General features: G+C 54.6%; 16 protein-coding genes. 5 read left to right on the top strand and 11 right to left on the bottom strand.

Annotation, left to right across the window (positions count from 1 at the left end; all coding sequences use genetic code 11):
• Window positions 1-944: 944 nt before the first annotated feature.
• The 6 genes from LOC67_RS26915 to LOC67_RS26890 form a co-directional block, all read right to left on the bottom strand.
• Window positions 945-2,114: a metallophosphoesterase gene (locus LOC67_RS26915; protein WP_230265949.1), complete on the bottom strand. Its 1,170-nt coding sequence runs from the start codon at window positions 2,112-2,114 to the stop codon at window positions 945-947.
• A 17-nt stretch (window positions 2,115-2,131) separates the two neighbouring features.
• The gene (locus LOC67_RS26910) at window positions 2,132-2,674 is read right to left on the bottom strand and encodes a SixA phosphatase family protein (protein ID WP_230265948.1); all 543 of its coding nucleotides are present in this window, start codon (window positions 2,672-2,674) and stop codon (window positions 2,132-2,134) included.
• 99 nt (window positions 2,675-2,773) lie between these two features.
• A complete protein-coding gene (locus tag LOC67_RS26905; protein WP_230265947.1) occupies window positions 2,774-4,390 on the bottom strand; it encodes a flavin monoamine oxidase family protein in 1,617 nt (538 codons plus the stop codon).
• 238 nt (window positions 4,391-4,628) lie between these two features.
• Window positions 4,629-4,979, bottom strand: a complete 351-nt coding sequence (locus LOC67_RS26900) for a DUF3566 domain-containing protein (protein ID WP_230265946.1) — start codon at window positions 4,977-4,979, stop codon at window positions 4,629-4,631.
• Window positions 4,980-5,033: 54 nt separating this feature from the next.
• Window positions 5,034-6,203 carry a polyphosphate kinase 2 gene (gene ppk2, locus LOC67_RS26895; RefSeq protein WP_230265945.1) on the bottom strand — a complete coding sequence of 390 codons (1,170 nt, stop codon included), beginning with the start codon at window positions 6,201-6,203 and terminating at the stop codon, window positions 5,034-5,036.
• 298 nt (window positions 6,204-6,501) lie between these two features.
• Window positions 6,502-8,028: a sialate O-acetylesterase gene (locus LOC67_RS26890; protein WP_230265944.1), complete on the bottom strand. Its 1,527-nt coding sequence runs from the start codon at window positions 8,026-8,028 to the stop codon at window positions 6,502-6,504.
• A 235-nt stretch (window positions 8,029-8,263) separates the two neighbouring features.
• Here LOC67_RS26890 and LOC67_RS26885 point away from each other — a divergent pair, with 235 nt between their 5' ends.
• A complete protein-coding gene (locus LOC67_RS26885) occupies window positions 8,264-9,076 on the top strand; it encodes a PIG-L family deacetylase (RefSeq protein WP_230265943.1) in 813 nt (270 codons plus the stop codon).
• Here the strand turns inward: LOC67_RS26885 and LOC67_RS26880 are convergent.
• Entirely contained in the window at window positions 9,041-9,655 is a 615-nt protein-coding gene (locus LOC67_RS26880) for a DNA-3-methyladenine glycosylase (RefSeq protein WP_230265942.1), read from the bottom strand. The genes LOC67_RS26885 and LOC67_RS26880 overlap by 36 nt on opposite strands.
• A gap of 41 nt (window positions 9,656-9,696) precedes the next feature.
• Between LOC67_RS26880 and LOC67_RS26875 the strand changes: the two genes are divergently transcribed.
• Window positions 9,697-11,031: an amidohydrolase family protein gene (locus tag LOC67_RS26875; protein ID WP_230265941.1), complete on the top strand. Its 1,335-nt coding sequence runs from the start codon at window positions 9,697-9,699 to the stop codon at window positions 11,029-11,031.
• Window positions 11,032-11,084: 53 nt separating this feature from the next.
• Complete coding sequence (locus LOC67_RS26870) at window positions 11,085-12,386, top strand: radical SAM protein (protein WP_230265940.1); 1,302 nt, start codon at window positions 11,085-11,087, stop codon at window positions 12,384-12,386.
• A 116-nt stretch (window positions 12,387-12,502) separates the two neighbouring features.
• Here the strand turns inward: LOC67_RS26870 and LOC67_RS26865 are convergent, their stop codons facing one another.
• Together LOC67_RS26865 and proB are read right to left on the bottom strand one after the other, a co-directional pair.
• Window positions 12,503-13,339, bottom strand: coding sequence for a DUF1559 domain-containing protein (locus LOC67_RS26865; RefSeq protein WP_230265939.1), 837 nt, complete (start codon window positions 13,337-13,339; stop codon window positions 12,503-12,505).
• Window positions 13,340-13,343: 4 nt separating this feature from the next.
• A complete protein-coding gene (gene proB / locus LOC67_RS26860) occupies window positions 13,344-14,507 on the bottom strand; it encodes a glutamate 5-kinase (protein WP_230265938.1) in 1,164 nt (387 codons plus the stop codon).
• 281 nt (window positions 14,508-14,788) lie between these two features.
• Between proB and LOC67_RS26855 the strand changes: the two genes are divergently transcribed.
• Window positions 14,789-16,402: an amidophosphoribosyltransferase gene (locus LOC67_RS26855; RefSeq protein ID WP_230265937.1), complete on the top strand. Its 1,614-nt coding sequence runs from the start codon at window positions 14,789-14,791 to the stop codon at window positions 16,400-16,402.
• A gap of 150 nt (window positions 16,403-16,552) precedes the next feature.
• Window positions 16,553-17,071, top strand: a complete 519-nt coding sequence (locus tag LOC67_RS26850) for an adenine phosphoribosyltransferase (protein WP_230265936.1) — start codon at window positions 16,553-16,555, stop codon at window positions 17,069-17,071.
• Window positions 17,072-17,086: 15 nt separating this feature from the next.
• Here LOC67_RS26850 and LOC67_RS26845 read toward each other — a convergent pair whose 3' ends face one another.
• Together LOC67_RS26845 and LOC67_RS26840 are read right to left on the bottom strand one after the other, a co-directional pair.
• The gene (locus tag LOC67_RS26845; RefSeq protein WP_230265935.1) at window positions 17,087-19,414 is read right to left on the bottom strand and encodes a glutamine amidotransferase; all 2,328 of its coding nucleotides are present in this window, start codon (window positions 19,412-19,414) and stop codon (window positions 17,087-17,089) included.
• Window positions 19,411-21,861 carry a BatA domain-containing protein gene (locus tag LOC67_RS26840; protein ID WP_230265934.1) on the bottom strand — a complete coding sequence of 817 codons (2,451 nt, stop codon included), beginning with the start codon at window positions 21,859-21,861 and terminating at the stop codon, window positions 19,411-19,413. The genes LOC67_RS26845 and LOC67_RS26840 overlap by 4 nt, the downstream gene beginning before the upstream one ends.
• Between the last annotated feature and the right edge of the window lie 8 nt (window positions 21,862-21,869).

Here is a 21,869-nt window from a genome sequence, read left to right as displayed (position 1 = left end):
CGTGTTCAATGCAAGCAAAAAACACTTCTCGCACGACTTGCATGCCTAATCCACGCCGCCAACGTTCATTCTGAGCCAGGATCAAACCCTTCAATTTTGTATCGATTCACAACTAAAACCCGAAGGATTCAGCTGGAGAAATCAAGTTTAAAACCGAGAGCTTTCGCTGGCGGGCCGGTCGGTTAGCCGGCCCACAATTCGCCATTGTTTTGATCAACCAGAGACGAGCTCTGATCGCTCAAAAGCGATCTCAATATCTGAACTCAACAGAAGTTTCACCACCAAATTGTCAATGATCGGTTTCGCTCGTGTTCGCGTCGCGTTTGGTTGTCGGCGACGTCTCTCGAACGATGAGCGGGATTGTTGCTGAGGATCGGCCAACGGTCAACGGCCGTTGAGGGAAAAGTATGAATTATTTGTTCACGGCGAGTTAACTTGGCCTCCGAAATGTCGTTTTTCCCGTGAAAACAAGGCTTTTTGGCACGCAGATTTAATTTGCAGATGTTCAGGCATCTTGGCCTGTTCACCCGTGTTTTTGGCGTTTCACACGTGAAACACCCTAAAGAACCCTCTCAGCCAAGCTCCGAATTCTGATCCCGGGGTCTGTCCCCGGTCGGATGCCCCCGACTTCAGCCGAATCGCAGTTTTTTCCTGCCTCAGAGCGGTTTGACCATGAAGAACCAAAGTGTCCACGTCGATTTGGGCCGGGAAAACGCCCGTTTTCTGCGTTTTCAGAGTTCCGAACACTGGGCGAAATGACTGCCGGATTCTTTCAGAAACCGGCGGACCGGCCCGTGAAACATCTCAGTCTGGTCGCCGCGAAATCTGTCGATCGCGGCTCAAGAAATTCGACCGCGCGGATGTTCCGGGCGCTGTGAACTGCTGTCAGCCCACTCTGGCGGGCAGATCCATCGAACCAGGTTGGTCCGATCCTGGGGCAGGATTCAGGCAGATTTGCTGCGCAAGGTCAGGATCGATAGCTCCGGACGGCAATTGATCCGCACCAAATGGACGCCGCCAAGGCCTCGGGAGACCTGCAAAGTTGTCGGGGCTTTGTAGAAACTGCCCGACGCGAACCGGCTGCCATGAAAACTGGGGCTCAAAATTGGGCCAACCACAGGAAGTCGCCCTTGCCCGCCGTGCGTGTGCCCGGCGAGCATCAAATGAATGCCCTGGCGTCGTGCCCACCAAATCTGGTCTGGGCTGTGGCTGAGTAGGAGTCGGAATTCCACATCGCAATCGGGCAGCTTGGGCCGTTCAAACCACGGGTATTCGTTCCCGATCACAAGCGAAGGGACTCCGCGAAGGTTTCGTTGCGTTGTCTGAGAACCCAGGTCGATCCATCCCGCTCGGTCCATCGCTCGGCGTGTCTCCCAGGAATCCACCACGCGGGTATCGTGGTTTCCGAGGATAAAAAAGCAGCCGTCGGGGGCGTGCGCGGGAGAGAAAATATCAAACAGCCAGTCGATGCACGGCTGGGAATCGATGATATCGCCCGTGAGTGCAAACATGTCCGGCCGAGCTCGGGTGGCCTGGTTGACGACGTATTTGGCGTAGTCGGCGTGGATTTCGCCGGTCAGATGGATATCGCTTAAGTGCGCGATTCGATAGCCATCTAACTTCGGAGGTAGCCCCGGAACTGGTAGCTCGATTTCCTCGATCGAAAGTTCGAGAAGCTGGTTCAGCGGTAGCTGTGATTCGAACTGAGCTTTGGGGGTGAGCATCAGCGGAGTGGTTGTCGCTTGAGCGACGTTGACAACTTTGCGTCGCCTTTTAGCGGGTGCCCATTCCACGCCAAGGATCGGACGCCAAGCCAGCCACGGCAGACCAAAGAAGACCCATGTGCCGAGGCAGATTCCAAAATAGGCGAGCGCCAATGCTGACAATTCTCGCCAGTCATTGTTGCCTCGAATGATGGAATTGAGCGTTTTGTGTTCGGTCACCAAAATCAGCGTGGGGATCGCAAATGTGTTGACGAAGAACACTTTGACCCATGTTTTGATGGTTTTTCTTCGCCAGCCGAACGCATTGACTCGGTTATAGATCGCGATGTGCAACCCACCATGGCCGATCACGATTAGCAAGAGCAGCAATAGATTCCATGGTCCACTCATCCATTCAACCAACGGATTCAGTCCGTGGTCTCTCCTTGGCAATCCAGCCCTTTGGGATACATGTAACTCGCCAATTCACAGGCGGTTCGCGGATTGATTTCGTCCAGCCAGTGTTGCGTCGGCGGCGTTTGTGATCGAGGCCGCTGCGGCGAAAGCACCGCGATTGCGGCCGTTGGCATTTCGATCACTTTGCCCGATAGCACTGACGAAACCATGCTCATACCCGGATTGTGACCGAGAACAAGGACGCGTGATTTGCCGCAATGTTCCGTACTGATCGTCCACAGGATCGATTCGGGGCTGCTGAGATACAGGCTGTCGCAGAACCGAATTTCGGGTTCGGTTTCAAAGAGCGGCAGCATCAATTCCAGGGTTTCCCGAGTACGCTGGCTGGTCGAACTGAGCACGATATCAGGCGTTAGATTTTCTGCGGCAAGCCATTGGGCCATGCGCGGAGAGTCGCCTCGGCCACGCCGGTTCAGCGGACGTTGATGGTCGGAGATCGTCGGGTCTCCGTGATCGCTTTTGGCGTGCCTCATCAAGATTAGTCTGCTATCCATTCTTCGACTTACTCGGCGTGATAGGCTGATGAGAATCGTTTCGTGAGGCAGTTTATCCGCGTCATTCTTTCGATTACAACCGGCGTTGAATCGATAACGCTAGCTCGCAGCTATCTGCCCAGCAAGATCCACGACACGGTCGGCAGCCCTTGTGCCTCGGTCGAATGCCTCCTCCATCAACGCAACGCCACTAAGGTCACTTGCGGCAAAGTGGATTCGATTGATGGATTGCGAGGCCTTTTCGCGTGCTCCGCCCCAGATAAATCCCGTGCGAGGCTGAATCATCGCGTGGCCCCAACGCATCACATCGATGCGTTTGATTAGCTTTCGGATTCCCGGATGGGCCTTCTGCAGATCGGAAACGATCACCCGTGACCAGTCATCCCAAGTGAGCCGCATCAGTTCGGCGCGTGAGATCCTTGGATCGAGATCGGTCAGTGGCCGGTACCAAGTCAATACCGTCGGACCATGGTCGATCCCTTGCTGGTGAGTTGATGTGACATATCCCAACGCGGGGCTTTCGGCGATCACGTTGTCCCAGCACATCGCGGTATTCTGTTCCGCGGGGCGGCCATTCAAGGACACGTTGGCGACGATCCAGCTGCCGTACTGAAATCCGGAAACGTCGCGTCCGGCTTGTTCGAAACCGTCAACCAAGCGTTTGGCCACAAATTGAGGGGCTGCAAAGATCACGTCGTTGGAAACGATCTCAAGTGTTTCTGACTTTGCCGAATCAAAAACTTGTGTGTGCAATCCTGATCGAGGATCCGAGTGAACTCGTGTGACAACATTGCCTAGGCGAATACGGTCGGAGAACTGACGACTAAGGAATTCAACAATTCGGCCGTTGCCTTCCGGCCATGTCATGACTTCTTGCGATTCATCGGCACCACTTTGCCAACGGGATGCGAAGTAAAAGATCCCGGCCCAAGCACTGGTTTGTTCGGCGAGCAAGCCATAGTCATCACGGCAACCATAGTCGACCAGCCAACGCAGGGAGGGCGATGTGAACGATTGGCGATTCATCCACTCGGCCATCGAGATTTCATCAAGTTTGCGAACAAAGGGATTGTCGGAGCCTGATGCCATGGGAATCGCAAACAACCGTCTACCCTGATCATCTCGTCGGTTTGCGAAGTCGCGCATCTGTTGACGAAAGCGTTCGAGTTGTTGCTTGTCTTCGTCCGAAGGTGCCGCAGCAGGGTAAAGGCCATAGATCCAATGGTCGTCAACAAAGACGCGTTCTTGTGGATCACGGCACAGAACCGTTTCTGAAACAATTGGATTGCCGTCCTCAGTCTCGCCGGTGACGATCCCCATTTCCTTGAACAGCTCGATTAGCCGACGGTTTTCCTTGGTAGGGACGGGGACGTAGTGTGCAGCCCATGGATACCGAAAGCCATCGTGTTCACCAAAGCGAGCCGTGCCACCGATTTGTGAATCGAGTTCTAAGATCACAAAGTCGTCAATTCCACTACGTTGCAATTGCCAAGCCGCCGAAAGTCCCGCGATTCCACCGCCGATAATCGTGACGCTTATTCGTTCAGGCGATCCCGTCGGTGCAGGCGGCCGCCAGCCGTCACGAAACCGGTGCATCGTTTCGAATGATGGGCTAAGCAGTTCGCCTTCGATCGGACTCGATCCCCAATTGCAACCGACCAAATTGGCCAGTGGGACGCCGGCAAGCAAGGCAAGCAGTTCACGTCGGTTGGGCATCAAGACTGCGGTGGTTGGGACATGTCACAGGAAGAACAAGCCCATGGTAACCGATCGACGGATCGGTGTATCCGGCGACAGGCTTCTTATATACAGACGCTCAAGCCGTCCTGTCCGTTTGATCAATCGCGGTTGGCGACACTCGCGCATTTGGTGAAAGCACGGTAGGTGATGTCACAGCTGGCACGTGTGCGGAGAGGATTGAATCAGGCCTGACGCCGAATCGATTCAGATGACTCTAACTGTCGATCTCGAACTGAAGTCCACCGACGATGGACGCGCAGACGTTATAGAGAAAACCAAAGATGACGCCGCCCATGAAGCCACTAATGACCGTGCCGACAGGAATGATGACTCCCATGACCAATGCGACGACCAAGCCAATGGCAATGTCGCCGTTTCCGATGCTTCCGACGAGCGCGAACATAACCATAAAGGCGGCTGTGATTAAGCCTGTGACTCCATAGAGGATCGCGCCGATTTTTCCGGCCGATAGAACATCGACCTTTTTAATCGTAATCGAAGAGGGCTTTGAATCGAATTTCAGTTCGCTTTCGATCGGTGCATCGAAAGGGTTGGCTATCGACATGATGAATGACGAAACGTCTGGTTGCGTGGATTGAAACTGGTCGAACTTGATCGGCTAGGCGTTATCGCCAGAGCGTGATGACTGCACAAGGTTAGCTCGACCAACTAGCAATGGATCAACCATTCCGATGCTGGACATGTCACGATTTTTATAGGGGACCGATCCTAGAACGAAACGCATGGCATTCAGGCGAGCCCGTTTTTTGCAATCGGATTTGACGACGGTCCAAGGGGCGTCATAGGTGTCCGAATAGAAGAACATCGCCTCTTTCGCTCGTGTGTAGTCGTCCCATTTATCAAGCGACGCCATGTCGACGGGGGAAAGTTTCCATTGTTTCAGCGGATGGACTTCGCGTTCTTTGAAACGCCGACGCTGTTCTTTTTGGCTGACCGAGAACCAGAACTTGATTAAGCGAATACCACTGCGAACGAGGTTGCGTTCAAAGTCGGGGACTTGCCGCATGAATTCCTCGTACTCGTCGTTGCTGCAGAACCCCATGACCCTTTCGACACCGGCTCGGTTGTACCAACTGCGGTCAAACATGACGATTTCGCCAGCAGTCGGAAGGTGTTCGACATACCTCTGGAAGTACCATTGCCCTCGCTCGATTTCACTGGGCTTTTCAAGCGCGACAACCCGGGCACCCCGAGGGTTGAGGTGTTCCATGAACCGTTTGATTGTTCCCCCTTTGCCAGCCGCATCGCGACCTTCGAACAACAAGACAACTTTCTCGCCGCGATCCTTCACCCAAGCTTGAAGCTTCAGCAGTTCGACCTGAAGCTGGTATTTTTGCTTTTCATAATTCTTTCGCGACATCAGGTTGCGATAAGGATAAGCACCGTCGCGCCAACCGCTGGAGAGTTGATCGTCCGCACTGACGCGTCCTCGACCGGCGGGGCCGGGGGATCGCTTCAGCAGCGCGCTTCGCAACACAGCTGCGTCTTCGGGAGAAGCTCCCTCGATGATGACCTCAAGCGTCTTTGCCAAGGTATGGACATCGTGAGGCGGTGTTTTTTCGATCATGTCACGGACAGCAGAGATTTTGCTCTCTTGGGCCGCTTTCGTCGCTTCGCCGACGACGTGGGTTTCGACACCGTCAGTCGTCAATTTCGGGGCGATGTCGCCATCCGATGCGAGGCGGCGTTTCCGAGTCGATTTCTTTTTTTTTGTTCCCTTGGTGGCTCTGCCATTGGAGGACGATTTGCCCGTTGAGTTTGCTGCCATGACGCTCAATTGCCTGCGAAGAATTGATAAACGGACGGGTTTGCCGTCCTTTAATTCTAGCTGTTCGCTAAATTCTCGCCGGGCACGGGCCAATTGAGGCGGTCAATGCACCCCAGGCCCGCGATTACTGCAACGGTCGTATTGGCTGTGTCACCCTTGGCTGATCACAATCGATATTCGGTACCGATGGCGAAGCCCCGGTGGCGTGACAGCACGTCACGCCAGGTCCGAAGCCTTTGGTTTGCCCATCGACATCCCTGCGTCTAGCTAGGGATCGGAAACTAAAACGCAATCCGTGCTATTTGGAATCGGCAGTGACGCCTTTCCAGTCGTCGGTGCGGAAAGGAGTTACGGGCAAGCCTTCTTGGCTTTGCACGTTGCAAATCGGGTTGTCTGCCCAAGCGTATCGCACCGATACAGGCTGCTCGATTTGATCGCTGGAAACCTCGACAGTGTCCTTGCCTACGATCTTTGCGTTGGCATGGACGAACTTTTGATCCTCGCCTGCGATCGTAAATCCAATCACGTCACGAACGTCAAAGGTATCGAGACCACCGCCGACATGATCAAATTTCAAAGTGGCCTTTTTGCCATCGATGGTCATGGATTCGAAAGTCGGACTGCGGTAAGGAATGTCATACCCGTAGTTCTTTGCTAGGGCCCATCGCGCTAGACGTTTTCCGACATCTTGTTTGTTCTTGGGGTGGATATCCGAGGCTTCGCCCAGTTCGATGATGACGGCTTCACCGGTGTTGGCCAATTTGTCCATCGTCATCGTTTGGGCTTCACGTAGTTCAGCCCAAGCACTGCTGCTGGGTTGTTCTTTTTCGGCCATATAGTCGGCCAATTGAACCCAGTAGAACGAGAAGTCATCTTGTTTCCATTCGTCACGCCAGTGTTGAATCATCAGCGGGAATAGTTCGCGGTACTGATAAGCGCGTCCGGCGTTGGACTCACCTTGGTACCAGACTACGCCTTCAATCGTATAGCCAATGATTGGGTGAAGAACACCGTTGTAGAGGTTGGCGGGACGGTGTTGTCCGGTCAACGGATTCCGTGGCGGGTTGGGGCGGTTGCCTTTCTTGTCTTTCTGCCATGCGGCAAGCTTTTCTTTGTACTTCTTTGTCTCTGCTTCGTGGTTATAGGTCGCTTCGGTTTGTTCCCAGCGAGCCATCAAAGCATCGTAGGTATCGTCCGCTTCGAGCAGATCTCGTTTGACCCAGGCTTCTGCGGATGAGCCGCCCCAAGCGTTATCAATCAGTCCGACGGGAACGCCAAGCGTTTGATGCAGTTGGCGACCGAAGAAGTATCCGACGCCGGAAAACTGTCGAACGCTTTCGGGCGTACAGGCTTGCCATTTTCCATCAAAGCTGTCTTGAGGTTCTTGGACGCCGACCTGAGGAACGGAGATCAAACGGATGTTGGGGTAGTTTGCCGATAGCGATTCTAGGTCCGAGTCGTTGGACTGTTGGACCGACCAACCCATATTGGATTGTCCGCTGCAAACCCAAACTTCGCCGATCAAGACGTCTTCAAAGGTGACCGAGTCGTCGCCGGCGTTGATCGCCAATTTGAACGGCCCACCTGCTGACATTTTGGGAAGTTCGACATCGAAACGACCATCGGAATCCGCTTTCGCTGTTGCGTTTGCGTCAGCAAGTTTGACCTCAACCGAAGCACCGGCATCCGCCCAGCCCCAAACGTGAATCGGTTTGTTTCGCTGTAAGACCATCGAGTCACCGAATACCGCACTGGTTCGGATCTCGGCCGAACATTGTCCGGCGATGGTGGCGAGGAATATAAAGGCAAGACCGGTCAATCTCATGACGGTGGCTCCGTGGCGGGCAGATGGAGAGGAAGGAAAAAGAGACCCGTATGATAACTATTGACCGCAGCCGGTGTTGGATTACCGGGTGTTCGATTGGGCGAATTTGTGTTCAGCTTTGATCTTGTTGATCGATTGCCGATGACGGTACCGGTCACGCTCGTAGGACCGGTGTTGAGCGGAAACGCTGGCACACTTGTTTTGGGTTTTGGAGACTTCACCGAGGTGATCGAAAATGTCACAACAGGCTGACCTGCCACCACGATTGGACGTCATCGCGGTCGGAGCACACCCCGATGATGTTGAGGTCGCTTGCGGTGGGACGCTGGCAAAGTTGTCCGCGGAAGGATACCGCGTCGGGATCGTTGATCTGACTGATGGTGAGCCGACGCCGTACTCCGACGGGCCCGCATCACGTTTCTTGGAGTCGACACAAGCTGCAAAAGCGTTGGGAGTGTGTTATCGCATTCAAATGGATTTGCCGAATCGACGGTTGTTTGATTGTTTCGAAGCACGCGTGGAACTGGCCAAGGTGTTTCGTATGACGCGTCCATGCATGGTTTTGGGATTCGGCGAAAAGACACCCATGGCGTCACCGGATCATCATCAGGCGATGCTGCTGACTGACGCCGCGGTCTTTTATAGTCGGCTTTCCAAATGGGACGATCAGTTCGACTATTTGCCACCGCATGTGATCGATCGGCAGCTGTACTATCGCATTGCCCTAGAGCCGATGAATATCGCAGGCAACCCCTATCACACGTTGGTCGATATCAGCAAAACACTTGAAGCCAAGCTTGCCGCGATGCGATGTTATGGAAGCCAGTTCGATCACAAGCGGCAGATCGTCGAACGAGTTCGCGCGGCGGCGGTGATGGCCGGTTCGATTGCCGGTGTCGAGGCAGCGGAGTGTTTCGTCGCGGCGCGTCCCTTCGCAACGGACGACCTGTTTGCGGCCGTCGGGTTGCACATCGAACCGACGATGGAGACCGAGCCGTCCGATGTGCGAGAACTAACGCTTCGGCACTGGTCGACTAAGAAAGCGTGAGTTCATATCGACAAAACGAAGGTTGCGATGTTGGGCTTTGCTGATCCCAATACGCTTCGTCGCGACGATTCGGCGACGATGGTCATCGGCTGTGTTTAGAAAAATTCCCAAGTCTGAATCGCCGACCAAGCATCGTCCGTCATCAGACCGATCAATGGATAGGGCTTGGCAAAGCATCGCCGGTCCTGTCGTCAGGCGGCGGAGGTCGGATTGCCCGCGGCGACCGCACATCGTTTCGATACCGATCGTCGGTTCGATCGCACGGATCAAAACCGCTGCTCCCGTTCCGGCTTCTTCGGTGACCGCGTTCAAGCAGTATTTGGCATGAATCGGGTACACGTAGAGCGTGCCAGGCCGCAGGAACATTGATTCGTTGCTTGCGGTGCGTCCACGGGCCGAGTGGCTAGCCGGATCATTGCGATGCAGATAGGCTTCCGTTTCGACGACGATTCCGCCGGTAATCGTGCCGGCGGTACGATGCACGATGGTTTTCCCGATCAAGGCTCGCGCGACATCGGCTGTCTTTCTGCAATAAAAGTCCGCTGGCAAACGTTCTGCCGACTCGATCGAAAAGGTCATAACGCTCGAATATGCTTGAGACGTTCGGCACCCGACAAAAAATGAATCCCAGTTCAAAAACCTATCAGGCTCGTTGGCTGTTTCCAATCACCGGTCCTCCGATTGAAAACCCCTGCATTACGGTCGTCGATGGAATCGTTGTCGATATATCCAATCGCCGTCAGGCATCAGTTGGTCCACAAGCGAGCGTTGATCTCGGCGACGTGGCGGTGCTTCCCAAGTTGGTCAACGCTCACACGCATCTTGAGTTTTCCGATTGTCGAAGGCCAATCGGTGAGCCGGGAATCGCTTTGGCAAACTGGATTGGCGAAGTTATCCGGGCTCGAGGACAAGCTGACGAATCGGTCAGGGCAGCCAATATCGCAAGTGGACTTGCCGAATCCCAGAATGCTGGGGTTGAGCTCATTGCTGATATCGCAACGACGCCATCCAGCTATCCCGAGCATGCCTATGCATCGATCGTGTCATTTGCCGAGGTGTTGGGCCTGTCCCAAGAACGCGGTGCGGAACGTTTCCAAGCCGCATTGCTGCACTCCGAAGCGTCTGCGCGAGGCCATTCTGCATGCCGCATTGGCGAGAGCAACCTTGTACCTGCTATCAGCCCGCACGCGCCATATTCCACACCGATCGCGTTGGTGCAGCGATGTGTTGATTGGGCAGCGGCTAAAGGCTGTCCTGTAGCGATGCACCTCGCCGAATCGCCTGACGAGCGAGAATTGCTTACCCATGGCACCGGACGATTTGCAGATTCCTTGCAGCGTGCAGGGCTTTGGGTGCCTGGGTTATTCCCGTTGGGAAAGGGGGCCGCGGGTGACGCTGATCAGCCAATCTTGGCCTACCTGCAAATGCTTGCTGAAGCGCCGCTAGCGCTCGTGGTCCACGGAAATGACTTGCAGGATTGCGAAATGCAGTTCATCGCCGAACGGCGGCACATGACGGTGGTGTATTGCCCAAGAACGCATCATTTTTTCGGATACGATGCACACCCGGTCGGAAAGCTGCTGGAAATGGGAGTCCGGGTGGCCTTGGGGACCGATTCGCGGGCGAGCAATCCAGATCTAAGTATCTGGGAGGAATTGCGTTTTTTGCTCAGCCATCGGCAAGACCTTGCTCCGTCGCGGGTACTAGAAATGGCCACCATCATGGGGGCGGATTCGCTCGGTCGCGGTCCCGCGTCCGCCGAAACGCCGAACGAAGGTGCACGGGCCTTTGGATGCATTCAACCCGGCAAAACGCCCTTCGATTCGCTCATGATGATTCCCACCTCTGCTCAGCACCTGGCAGGGGTTCATGCGGACTTTGCGGAAACGGATACTTCACAACTGCGGTTTTGCACTGCAATTGATTCCGATGCCGGCCATAATGATATCGGCTAAGCTTCGTCGGAAACGCTTCCGGCTTTCCCCACCCTCCACCGATCAGTTACGAAATGTACCTTCGCCTTGCGTCACGATTTCTCTTCGAGACCGACAAACGGTTGTTAGCCAAGGCGATTTGGACGCTCGGGGTGAAAGGGTTGCTGAGCGTTCATAAGCACAAGCGTCGTTTAAAGCGAGGCGAATTCTTTCCGCCGTTTCTTTACATGTCGGTGATCAACAGCTGCAACCTGCGCTGCCAAGGCTGTTGGGTTGATGTCGCGGCCAAGCAGCATCGCATCGAGTTGGATGCGGCTAACGAAACGATTCGCCAAGCGAAAGAGATGGGAAACAGTTTCTTTGGCATCTTGGGCGGTGAACCGTTCATGCACAAAGACTTGTTGCAAATCTTTGAACAGAACCGCGACGTTTATTTTCAAGTTTTCACCAACGGTCATTTCATTACCGACGATGTCGCGGCCCGGTTAAAGGAGTATGGCAACGTTACTCCGCTGATCAGTGTCGAAGGCACCGAAATTATTAGCGACGAACGCCGAGGTCGTGGTGGCGTTTACAACCAAACGATGAAAGGTTTGGAAACCGCTCTAAAGCACAACTTGCTTGTCGGTGTCTGCACCAGTGTGTGCAAAACCAATATCGACGACTTGGTCAACGACGCATGGGTTGATCGGTTGATTGAGATGGGAGTGATGTATTGCTGGTTCCATATCTATCGGCCGGTCGGACCGGAACCCAATCCACAACTCGCCCTTAGTAGTGAAGAACAAAAGCGGGTTCGTCAGTTTGTCGTCGACACGCGTGCGACCAAACCGATCATCGTGATCGACGCGTATCACGACGATGCGGGGAATGCCCTGTGTCCCGCGGCAACAGGATTTACCCATCACATCGGTCCCAAAGGCGACATCGAACCGTGCCCGGTGATTCAGATGGCATCGGAGTCGATTCACGATGATCGGCCGCTAGCGGAAACGTTTAATAACTCGGCATTCTTAAAAGACTTTCGTGAGTTGACTGCGCAGCACACCCGCGGCTGCGTCATCATGGAGCGTCCCGATTTGTTGATCGAGCTTGCTGAAAAGCATGGGGCACGAGACACCACGATTCGCAATGAAGTCATGCGTGAACTCGATCACGTGACGCCAAGGCGAAGTCAGTTTCAGCCCGGCGACGAAATTCCTGAGCGAAGTTTCGTTTATCGTTGGGCGAAGAAGTACGCGTTCAACGATTTCGGAACCTACACACGGCACTTCGATGTGTCGAAATATCAGGATCCGGATCGGATGCCGGCAAAGAACGGCAGCGACGTTCAAGTGGTTCAGTTGCAAGCGACCAAATCAGATTCGGCCGATTGAACACCTAACCGCAGCTTTTTGTCCGCAGCCTTTTGTGCAGTAGGTTGCTTCGCCGAGATGAGTCTGCTTTGAAAAGCCGGTTACGTCTTTTAAAGAGGTCAGCCGATTCTAGCGATTCATTCTTGATTTGCGTCGGAGCTTTCCGCGGCAGCGGCTGCGTCCTTTCGCGATGCCAGATCCTGCAAGAGCTGTTGGTCTGTCGCTTCCGAAAAGAATCGGAACGACCCATCGACAAACGCCAAGTAGGCGCCCCCGATGTGATTGCTCGAAAAGCCACCGACGTCCGTGACTTCTGGGGGACGCTCAACGAATGATCGATTGATCGGGTGGCCGGCGTTTCGAAGGCTGGCGCGTGTGCCGCTGTTCCAGTTGGTCGGACCGGGGAAGTCAACAGACTTTTCGGCGATCGATAAGACGAACGATTGTCCATCCTCGGCATCACGCAGTGATCGCCAACGATTCAGTGAGAACATACCGTCGGTGTTTTCATCGATCGGGGCGGCTTGTGATCCGACGACGCCTGTGTAAGTCGTCGCGTTGATTGTCAGTTTGTTTGCCGAGGCGCTGCAGCGAAAGTTTTGCAGCGACAGTTCCGCAACGGGTGCATTGATTGGTGCGTAGACGCTTGAATCAAAATGAATTTGGTCAAACGTTTCTTGTTGATCCAGCATCGGCAGCAATGCCTCGGCCCAATTGTGATGGTAGCCGTTGGGGAGGCTTTCGATTGGTGCGGTCGGGTTTTGTGTGCCGATCGGAAGATAGCCACTGACCAGCGAATAGCTTTGAAGTGCGGCGGAGATCACACGCAAGTTTTCCTCGCATTCCATTCGCCGAGACGATTCGCGGCTGGAGGTAACCTTCAGCATCAAGAGAACCGACACGGCAATCGCGATCAGCAAAATCACGACGACTTCGACAAGGGTGATACCTGCGGGGGATCGATGGCGTTCCATGGTCCTAGGTCCGGTCGGCGCCTTGTGCCAGCGTCATGTTGTCGCGATGCACCACGGATTCGTAGGGGCAGTGCCCAAGAATGCCGCCGATCATTTCGCTGATCTTGCCTTTGATCTTGCTGACTTCCCATGACGGGTAATTACACAGTCCACGGGCGACTTCTTCGCCTTGTTTGTCTGCGATGACGACAACAGTGCCTGCATCGAATTCACCAATAACGTCAGTGATTCCAATCGCCAGCAAGCTTCCGCCTTCGTGACGAAGTGCTTCGGCGGCACCTTTGTCGATAATGATCCGTCCTTCGATTTCAGCCGAGGCACTGATCCAGCGTCGTCGTCCACGAAGAGTCTTGTTGCACGGGAGGAATAGGGTTCCGACCTGTTCGGCGGCAAGAACTTTGTCTAGCACCGCGTCATCTCTTCCTGGGCCGATAATGACGGAGTGACCGTGGGAGGTTGCCAATTGGGCGGCGATCAGCTTGCTTGCCATCCCGCCTTTGCTGAATGAGCTTTTTTTGTCATTCGCCATCGCCATGATGTCATCGTCCAATTGATCGACGATATCGATGCAGCGGCTGCCGGGTTCGTCGGGGTGTCCGTCGTACAGTCCGTCGATGTCCGAGAGGATGACCAGCAGGCAATCTTCCAAAAGACCGGCCACTTGCGCGGCCAGACGGTCGTTGTCCCCAAATGTGGTCCTAAGCTCGCCGACCGCGACGGAGTCGTTTTCGTTGACAATCGCGATCGCTCCCAGTTCGTCAATGCAGTTCAGTGCATTGCGGACGTTGAGATACCCTTCACGAGATTGGAGATCGTTTCGCGTCAGCAGAACTTGTGCCGCATGTCGTCCGCGTTCGGCCAGAGATGCTTCGTAGGATTGGATCAGATCAGCCTGGCCAATTGCCGCCACGGCTTGAAGCTGCCCGAGGTCAGTGGGGCGATGGTCGAGACCCAGTTTGCCAATTCCGGCGCCAACTGCACCGCTACTGACGATAATGGTTTGCCGACCGGTGTCTGCGATTTTGCAGAGGGCTCGCGAGAGACAGGCAATTCTATGGCGATCAAGTTTTCCGGAACTGTCCGTTAGTACTCGAGTGCCGACTTTGACGACAACGCTGGTGGCGGAGTCGATCGCTAGTTTTCTTTGGTCCAAGGAGTCGGGGGACACGTTTTTTGAGGGGGAGAGATCTTAAAAAGGGGGGACTGACGCGCCGACAAAATAATACTTGCGGCGTAAAACGACCATATGACAGGGGGCGGCAGAAGTTTTTGAAAAAACGCCGCTTCCCGCAACCGGGCGGTTCAACAAACACGGTAGCTTCTGGACAATGGGGCAGCGGAAGCCGATGACGAGCACTTCGCTCGCGAGCGGATTCTGAATTGATAATTGGCATTTGTTTTCTCAGGTTCTCCTGAATTCCTGATTTGATTGACGAGCAAGTCTTTTCAATGAGTGAGATCAATCACGAGTGCGGCGTTGCGGCGATTTACCACCTGTCTGGCCGTGGACGCAGCCCCGTCTGCCCGGAACAGGGGCCTCGCCAGATCTCCCGGCTGCTGCCGCGGATGTTGCTCGACATTCAAAACCGTGGCCAACTGGCCGCGGGAATGACAACCTACAATCCCGACCAACCTCGCCTGTTGATGACTCGCAAGGACGTCGGAACCGTGACCGAGGTGTTTCGTCTGAATCACCGCGCCAAGTGTGAATCGATCATGCAAGGTTTGGCCGGCAACGCCTCGATCGGTCACGTGCGATATGCGACCTGCGGTCAAGACGACCGCAACTACGCCCAGCCGTTCGAACGCGAACACATCCACAAACGAAAGTGGTTCAGCTTTTGCTTCAACGGTCAGCTAGCCAATTACAGCTTGCTGAAAGAACGCCTGCTTGCCGATGGTGATCACCACCTGGTGCTCGACACCGACACCGAAATCCTGATGCACGAAATCGGACGTGTACTCAGCCAGTCCACCGAACGCGTCGAATGGATTGATGTGCTGCGGCAGATTGCGGGGGACTTTGACGGTGCTTACTCGCTGGCATTGCTTACCGCTGAAGGAGAAATGCTGGTTGCACGTGATCCCCTTGGCATCAAGCCAATGTGCTACGTCAACGAAGGCCCATTGTTTGCCGCCGCCAGTGAAAGCGTTGCGTTGCTGAACTTGGGATTTGAAACAAACCAAATCAAGTCGCTGGAACCCGGACACGCGATTGTCGTCAATCCGGAGTCCGGCGTTCGGATTGAGCAGTTTGTGGAAAGCAAAAAAAGTGCCCACTGCTTCTTCGAATGGATCTACTTTGCCAACGTCGCCAGCACCTTGGATGATCGTAGCGTTTATCTAACGCGAACCCGTTTGGGTGAAGAACTTGCCCGGTCGGAGCGCGCCGACGGTCGAATCCCTCTGGACGATCCGGATACGATCATCGTTCCCGTTCCGGACACCAGTAAAGCCGCTGCGGATGCGATGGCGTACGAGCTTTCGATCCCGTGCCGTGAAGGCCTGATTCGCAATCGCTATGCAGGTCGGACGTTTATCGAAGGCGGGCGAGCCCGAAAGGCCAAGGCCGCGACGAAGTACACTCCCCTTCGTGACGTCTTGGAAGGGAAGCGGGTCATCTTGGTCGAAGATTCGATCGTTCGAAGCACGACGATGAATGTGCTACTGGATCGGATCCGCGAAGTCGGCGGCGCGAAAGAGATCCATGTGCGTGTCGCATGTCCTCCGATCGTCGCACCGTGCTTCTACGGGATCGATATGAGCACGATTGATCAGCTGATCGCACCAAAGTACTTCGGAACCGAAGGTGTTTTGACTCCCGAAGCTCAGCAACGGCTGGCCGACGACTTGGGAGCTGACTCACTGCGTTACCTTCCGGTCGAAGCGATCACCCGTGCGATCGATTTGCCAGAAGATCGCCTATGTCAAGCTTGTGTGACAGGTCAGTATCCGACCGATTGTGGACAGCATCTCTATCAGATCGCTTTGAATAATCGCGGCAGCAATGAAGACAGTGCACGAACTTACGAGCAGCTTGCCGCGGTGATGAATTCGCAGTAAAGCGAATTTGAAGTTTTCCGGCTGGCCGTCTGATCGTATCGCCACACGGGCCGTCCCGACTGTTCGTGTGGTATTCGGCAAGATAGGTTGAATGCCATTGCGTTGGACTACCTTGCCTCAAGTAACCCTCTAGACGTCGATCGAGCGATCATGGCTGTTGATTTGCAAGAACACATTCGTGACATCCCTGATTTTCCCAAGCCGGGAATTCTGTATCGGGATATTGCCCCGTTGTTATCGAATCCCGATGCGCTGCGAGCGGCAACAGAAGTGATGGCCGCCCCGTTTATGGACGAGAAGGTCGATATCGTTGCTGCTGCTGAGGCCCGAGGCTTTATCTTTGCCGTGCCGATGGCGATCCAATTAGGAGCCGGCTTCGTTCCCATTCGCAAGCCTGGGAAACTTCCGTTCGAAACCCATTCGCATGCGTATGAGTTGGAGTACGGTACCGATGAATTGCATATGCACATCGATAGCGTACAAGCAGGGCAACGCGTTGTCCTAGTCGACGATTTGCTTGCGACCGGAGGAACGATGCAAGCTTGTTGCCGATTGGTTGAACGTTGTGATGCAGAAATCGTCGGCTGCTCGTTCCTGATCCACTTGGCTGATCTCGCTGGTCAATCCAAGTTGGAACCCTATCGCGTCGAATCCGCGATCACTTACTAGTCCTTCGCCACAAGGCTAGGCAAGTTGCCATTTGCGTCGCAGCCACCATTCGACCGACATGGCTGTGGTGAATAGGAGAAAGACGATCCAGCCGCTAATCGGGCCATCGCCCAGGCTGAACTTTTCAATGACCAGCGTCTCGGCGCTGCGGCGCTTCGATCGAATCGTTTCGATCAGCGGTTCAAGCTGTGTGACGTCGAACGATGCCCCGCCATGTTGCTCGGTCAAATCGGCAAGCTGTTGAAGGTAGACGAAGTCTGCCAGTGGGTTGGCCAGTTCGCGACTCGTTTCAACCACTTGAAACGCGATTTCGTCATTTGAAATCCCCGAATCATTTGCCTCGACGATCAGTTTGTAAAACCCTGGATCCAGTTTCGGAAACCGCCCCGAAATACGTGAGGACGGGTTGGTGCTTTCGGTCACGTCCAAATCCGTCGATCGGCCGTCGCTATCGATGATCGACGCAGTCATGCGAATCGGTGTTTCTCGTTCCAGTAGCGTTTGAACTCTTGCTTGGAAGGTTGGCTGAGCGTCGGTTTCAAATCGACGATTTTCAAGTTCGGCGATAACACTGTCACCATTGGTTTCTTCGCGAGACATCACCCATAGCATCAGCTGTCTCCAGAAACGGCGATGGACTTCGCTTTTGCCAACTCGCCACCATCGATACGTTTCGTCGAAAGCCAACGAAGCGACTCGCCCTTTGCCATAGTTCCCCACGACCAACAGCGGTTGTTCGCCGTCTGTTTCTAAGAGAGTCTGGATTCCTGAAGCGGGTTTAGCGGTGAAGCGATTGGCGCCCGTCAACGATGGCAGTTCTTTCCAAATCGATGCATTGGAGGCACCACCCATCGAAATGATTGGGTGTTGGCGTGCCACTTGGATTTCAATTGGACCTTCGATTTGACTTTGCACTCTGGCTTGGCGCTCCGCCGGTGAAAACGCCGAGCGAACCGGAGGACGTCGCTGCGACGCATCCAAGCCGATCGGTAGGACGGATTGGAGCGGGCTATCGGCGTAGCCGCCCAAGCTGTAGTTCGATAGCCCACCGAGTGTGATCAGCCCGGTACCTTCGCCAACTCGATCAGCGATCATCTGCAGTTGGGCTTCGCCAAATGCGCCCGCATCGACGTCGCCGATGATGTAGACGTCAAAACGGTTTGGCGCAAGCGCCGCTTCGATCGAAATCGGCCATTGTTGGTCACCGCGAATCGTTGCGAATCGCAGGTCGAGGTCAGGGAACCCGCGTAAGGCTCGACGAAGGAATGCGAGTTCTGGTCGGCCGGGGCCTTCGAAGATTAGGATTCGTCCGCCACCCTCACGGACCTCGACAAATGCCGTTTGGACGTTGTTGCTGGTGACCCATTCGCCATCTTGGTTGTCGGCGACAACTTCAAGACGGTAAACACCAGGCTTGGGAGCATCGATCGACAGGTTGACCGCGATCGATTCACGAGCCGAACGTGGATCCAGTTTTCGAGTTCGGACCTGTTCACGTTCACCCGCATCATTGATCCAGTTCACGCTGATCGGAACTTGGATGCTCGAAAGCCCCGTCGTTTCAACTGTAAACGAAAGATCAAATTGGTTGCCCGAAAATAACTGTAGATGGTCCGGCAGATTGGCAATCGCCACGTCTCGCGATGTGATTCCTGTCGCAGGCGGTCCGATCGGAACGGTCCACAAAGGTACGCCCAGGGCATCTAAAACCTGCGCACCGTAGCGTGCACCGAGTGATGTGTTCGTGGATGAGGATTCAGACGATGGGCCAGCCGTCGTGGTTGTCTGCATTCCATCACCAAGCAAGACAACTCCGGCGAGCGTTTTTGAGGATGCAGCATCGATCGCCCCTTTGATGCCACTGCCTAGATCGGTAAGGTTGCCGCTCGCCGAAAGCGAGTTGATCTTTTGGTCCAGTTCGCCGAAGCTTTCACGATCGACTGCTTTCCCAATAGAAGTCGACTGATCTGCATAGCCAATGATTTGGACGTCCAGGGATTCGTCCAAGTCGCTGATGCCATCGAGCAGTTTGGTGACGGCGTCCAATTGGGTTTTCCATCGCGTGGAACCTTCGCCATCAGGAAGCGTCATACTTTTGCTGGTGTCCACCGCAATCAATAACTCTGCCGGGGACGGTCGGTTATCGCTATGAACTAATGTTGGACGGACGGCAGCCAGCAACAGGACCAGTCCAGCAAAGGAACGAAGTGCAATCAGCCATCGACGTTTTTTAGGATCGTCCGTCGGAGGAGCGACCACCGCGATCACAGCGACGACCATCATTGCCGCAAACGCAACGATCCATGGAGAGGCATAAATCGGTTCGATCGAAAAACTGGTCATGCAACCGCCTTCGACTTGGATTTTGGCGATTGCTGCGAACGACGCTGAGCATAGAAGCGGTTGGCGAGGATCTGTTCCAAGAGGAAAGCGGCCAAGGCAATTAGCATGATCGGCGACCAAAGCGGAAGCCGGTCTTCTGCTCCACCGTTGGTCCAGTCCATTTCATCAAGGCCTTCGATCGTGTTGACCGAGTCACCGAACTGTTGCTCCAGTTGACCGTCGGCAATACGTGACAACAAAACTTTGTCGCGAGGGAAGTTGACGGTAAAGCCTAGTCCTGGTGTTGCGCCTCGGATCCAGTGAATTCCGCTATGAAGTGGAGTTCCAACCGCCAGCAGCTTTTCATTCGAATTCAGTGCTTGGTCGTCGGTTTCCTGGGCGCTCGGCAGTTCGATCGGGATCGGTGCGTTGCTTTGTGCCGCAAACCACTGCACCCGTTTGGGAGAATCTTCGTCACGATCGATCGGGAAATACCGTGCCGGTAGTGCGACTGGATTTCCAACCGAAGTCGACCAATGTCCTGATTGTCGACCGGCAGCGTATCGAGCCAATTCTCGAGTAAGCGCGAACGCTGGCCAAACATTGTCGGTACGAAACAAATCATTCCAAGGCTTTCTAGAAACCAGGTCAGGAATCGGGGTGGTTAATAGAAGGATCCCCAAATTCGAATGCTCTAGCAGTGCGGCATGTTCTGTACCTGCATAACGCATCAGGGTCGACCAGTCTTTGTTTGCTTTGGTTTGCCAATACTGCCAAACGCGAGAGTCATGAAACGGAATTTCGCCAGGTAGGTCAACGAGCGGCTTCAATGCGGGATGCGAATCCGATGAGATTTGAAGATAAGTCCCGGGTTCTTGAACTCGCCAGCGTCTTTGAAACACAAGACCGGCGACGGGACCGGGGGAGGTGCCAAAGTGTGGCCCAAGTGCGATCAATGTTCGTTTTCCAGATCTTTGGTAGCGTTCGATCTCCTGGTCACGAAGGACGACTTCGGGTGGGTCTAGCAACGCGATCGCATCGAAGTCGTCTAGCTGAACATTGGGAAGATCGTTGTGCGTTGAAAACTCGATCGTGTACTGGGATGGAGCACCGTTTGCTTCGACCGAAATCAAATCGGCAAACTCGTTGGCTTCGGCAAGTTCGTCACTCGCGACTAGCATCCGACTGGGAGGCAGGATCTCGACCGAAAAGAAACACTGATCATCAATCGCCAATGCGTCATCGCCGATCAAGCGGATCGCACCATGATGCAGCCCTGCTTCAAGAGGCGGAATCGTTAACTGAATTTCCACGTTTCGATTGGGGGCCATCGCGACACTGATGCGGTCGACGGGTTTTGCTGTTGGGCGAATGACCTTTCCGTCGCGGATCACTGGCAATCCGGCCTGACTTGGGAACAAAACGCATTCCGCTGTCACATCAAGTGTCTCGGCGATCATCGTTTGTTCGTCGGGCTGAGTGTCCATTCGCCTTTCGTTCGGTTCGCCGATCGACAATTGAGCGGTGACGGAAACGGGAGAGTCCGGAGCCGGCGACGCATTTGAAAACGTGGCGAGAGACAATTGCCGATTAAGACCTTGGTAGGGTCCCATGTCCCAAACGGTCAATCGAATCGATTCGTCTTCGAGCAATGATCGAATGGAACGTGTCGAGTCGTCCTCGGGGAAGCTCGACTGCGTCAACGCACTGAAAACAACGATGCGACGAGTTTTGATTTCACTGGTCGCTAAGACTCGGGCAGCCGCTTCGATCCTTGAAGCAAGTGCCTGTGTGACTTCCGAAGGCCGGAAGCCATCAATCTTTGCAATCGCACCGGCGGTGTCGGCGGAAAAGGTTGCCGGCGTCGCAGAGCGATCGATCGCAACCAGACGGCTATTTTGACCGGCGGCAACGGCTACCGATTTCGCGGCTTCGCGTATTCGTTTCATCCGGTCGTCATCATTGGTCGACCATGATGTGTCGATCGCATTATCGACCACAATGGCGAGTGCGATTGGCTGCGTTCGGTCAATCGACGGCGAGTCGTTTCCGGCCACGGTTCCGCCTGCCCAACCGACCGCAGCGAGTATCGCCAGAGCACCGGCAGCTGCCAAAGACCAGATCAGCGGTTTACGATCTGACTTTGTCGCTGCGACGGAAGCCATCAGCAGTAGTACGATCCCGACGAATCCCAGGATTCCAATGGTCAGCCAAGTGCTGCTAAGGCCGACGCTTGAAACGGGGCGGGCAAGAGCCAATGCCACAGCAGCGATCGCCGCGATGCGCAGGGCTAGTAGCCAGAGACGCCGGACTCGCATCTTGCTGCGATTGGATTCAAACCGCTGCGACAGCAGTCGAACCGAAGGGAATAGGACTTTGCGAGGTTCCTTTCGCGCGATCAGATGCAGTGCGATTGGGATTCCTACCGCAGCGATGGCAATTAGCAGTGTGCCGTTTAAAAAGTTCACAGGCGGTG

It is taken from the genome of Stieleria sp. JC731 (assembly GCF_020966635.1).
GTDB lineage: Bacteria > Planctomycetota > Planctomycetia > Pirellulales > Pirellulaceae > Stieleria.
This window is presented reverse-complemented; position numbering and strand designations above follow the sequence as displayed.

Coding starts and splice junctions, on each gene's coding strand:
- LOC67_RS26915 (WP_230265949.1), bottom strand. CDS start 2,114: ATGAGTGGACCATGGAATCTATTGCTGCTCTTGCTAATCGTGATCGGC.
- LOC67_RS26910 (WP_230265948.1), bottom strand. CDS start 2,674: ATGGATAGCAGACTAATCTTGATGAGGCACGCCAAAAGCGATCACGGA.
- LOC67_RS26905 (WP_230265947.1), bottom strand. CDS start 4,390: ATGCCCAACCGACGTGAACTGCTTGCCTTGCTTGCCGGCGTCCCACTG.
- LOC67_RS26900 (WP_230265946.1), bottom strand. CDS start 4,979: ATGTCGATAGCCAACCCTTTCGATGCACCGATCGAAAGCGAACTGAAA.
- ppk2 (WP_230265945.1), bottom strand. CDS start 6,203: ATGGCAGCAAACTCAACGGGCAAATCGTCCTCCAATGGCAGAGCCACC.
- LOC67_RS26890 (WP_230265944.1), bottom strand. CDS start 8,028: ATGAGATTGACCGGTCTTGCCTTTATATTCCTCGCCACCATCGCCGGA.
- LOC67_RS26885 (WP_230265943.1), top strand. CDS start 8,264: ATGTCACAACAGGCTGACCTGCCACCACGATTGGACGTCATCGCGGTC.
- LOC67_RS26880 (WP_230265942.1), bottom strand. CDS start 9,655: ATGACCTTTTCGATCGAGTCGGCAGAACGTTTGCCAGCGGACTTTTAT.
- LOC67_RS26875 (WP_230265941.1), top strand. CDS start 9,697: ATGAATCCCAGTTCAAAAACCTATCAGGCTCGTTGGCTGTTTCCAATC.
- LOC67_RS26870 (WP_230265940.1), top strand. CDS start 11,085: ATGTACCTTCGCCTTGCGTCACGATTTCTCTTCGAGACCGACAAACGG.
- LOC67_RS26865 (WP_230265939.1), bottom strand. CDS start 13,339: ATGGAACGCCATCGATCCCCCGCAGGTATCACCCTTGTCGAAGTCGTC.
- LOC67_RS26855 (WP_230265937.1), top strand. CDS start 14,789: ATGAGTGAGATCAATCACGAGTGCGGCGTTGCGGCGATTTACCACCTG.
- LOC67_RS26850 (WP_230265936.1), top strand. CDS start 16,553: ATGGCTGTTGATTTGCAAGAACACATTCGTGACATCCCTGATTTTCCC.
- LOC67_RS26845 (WP_230265935.1), bottom strand. CDS start 19,414: ATGACCAGTTTTTCGATCGAACCGATTTATGCCTCTCCATGGATCGTT.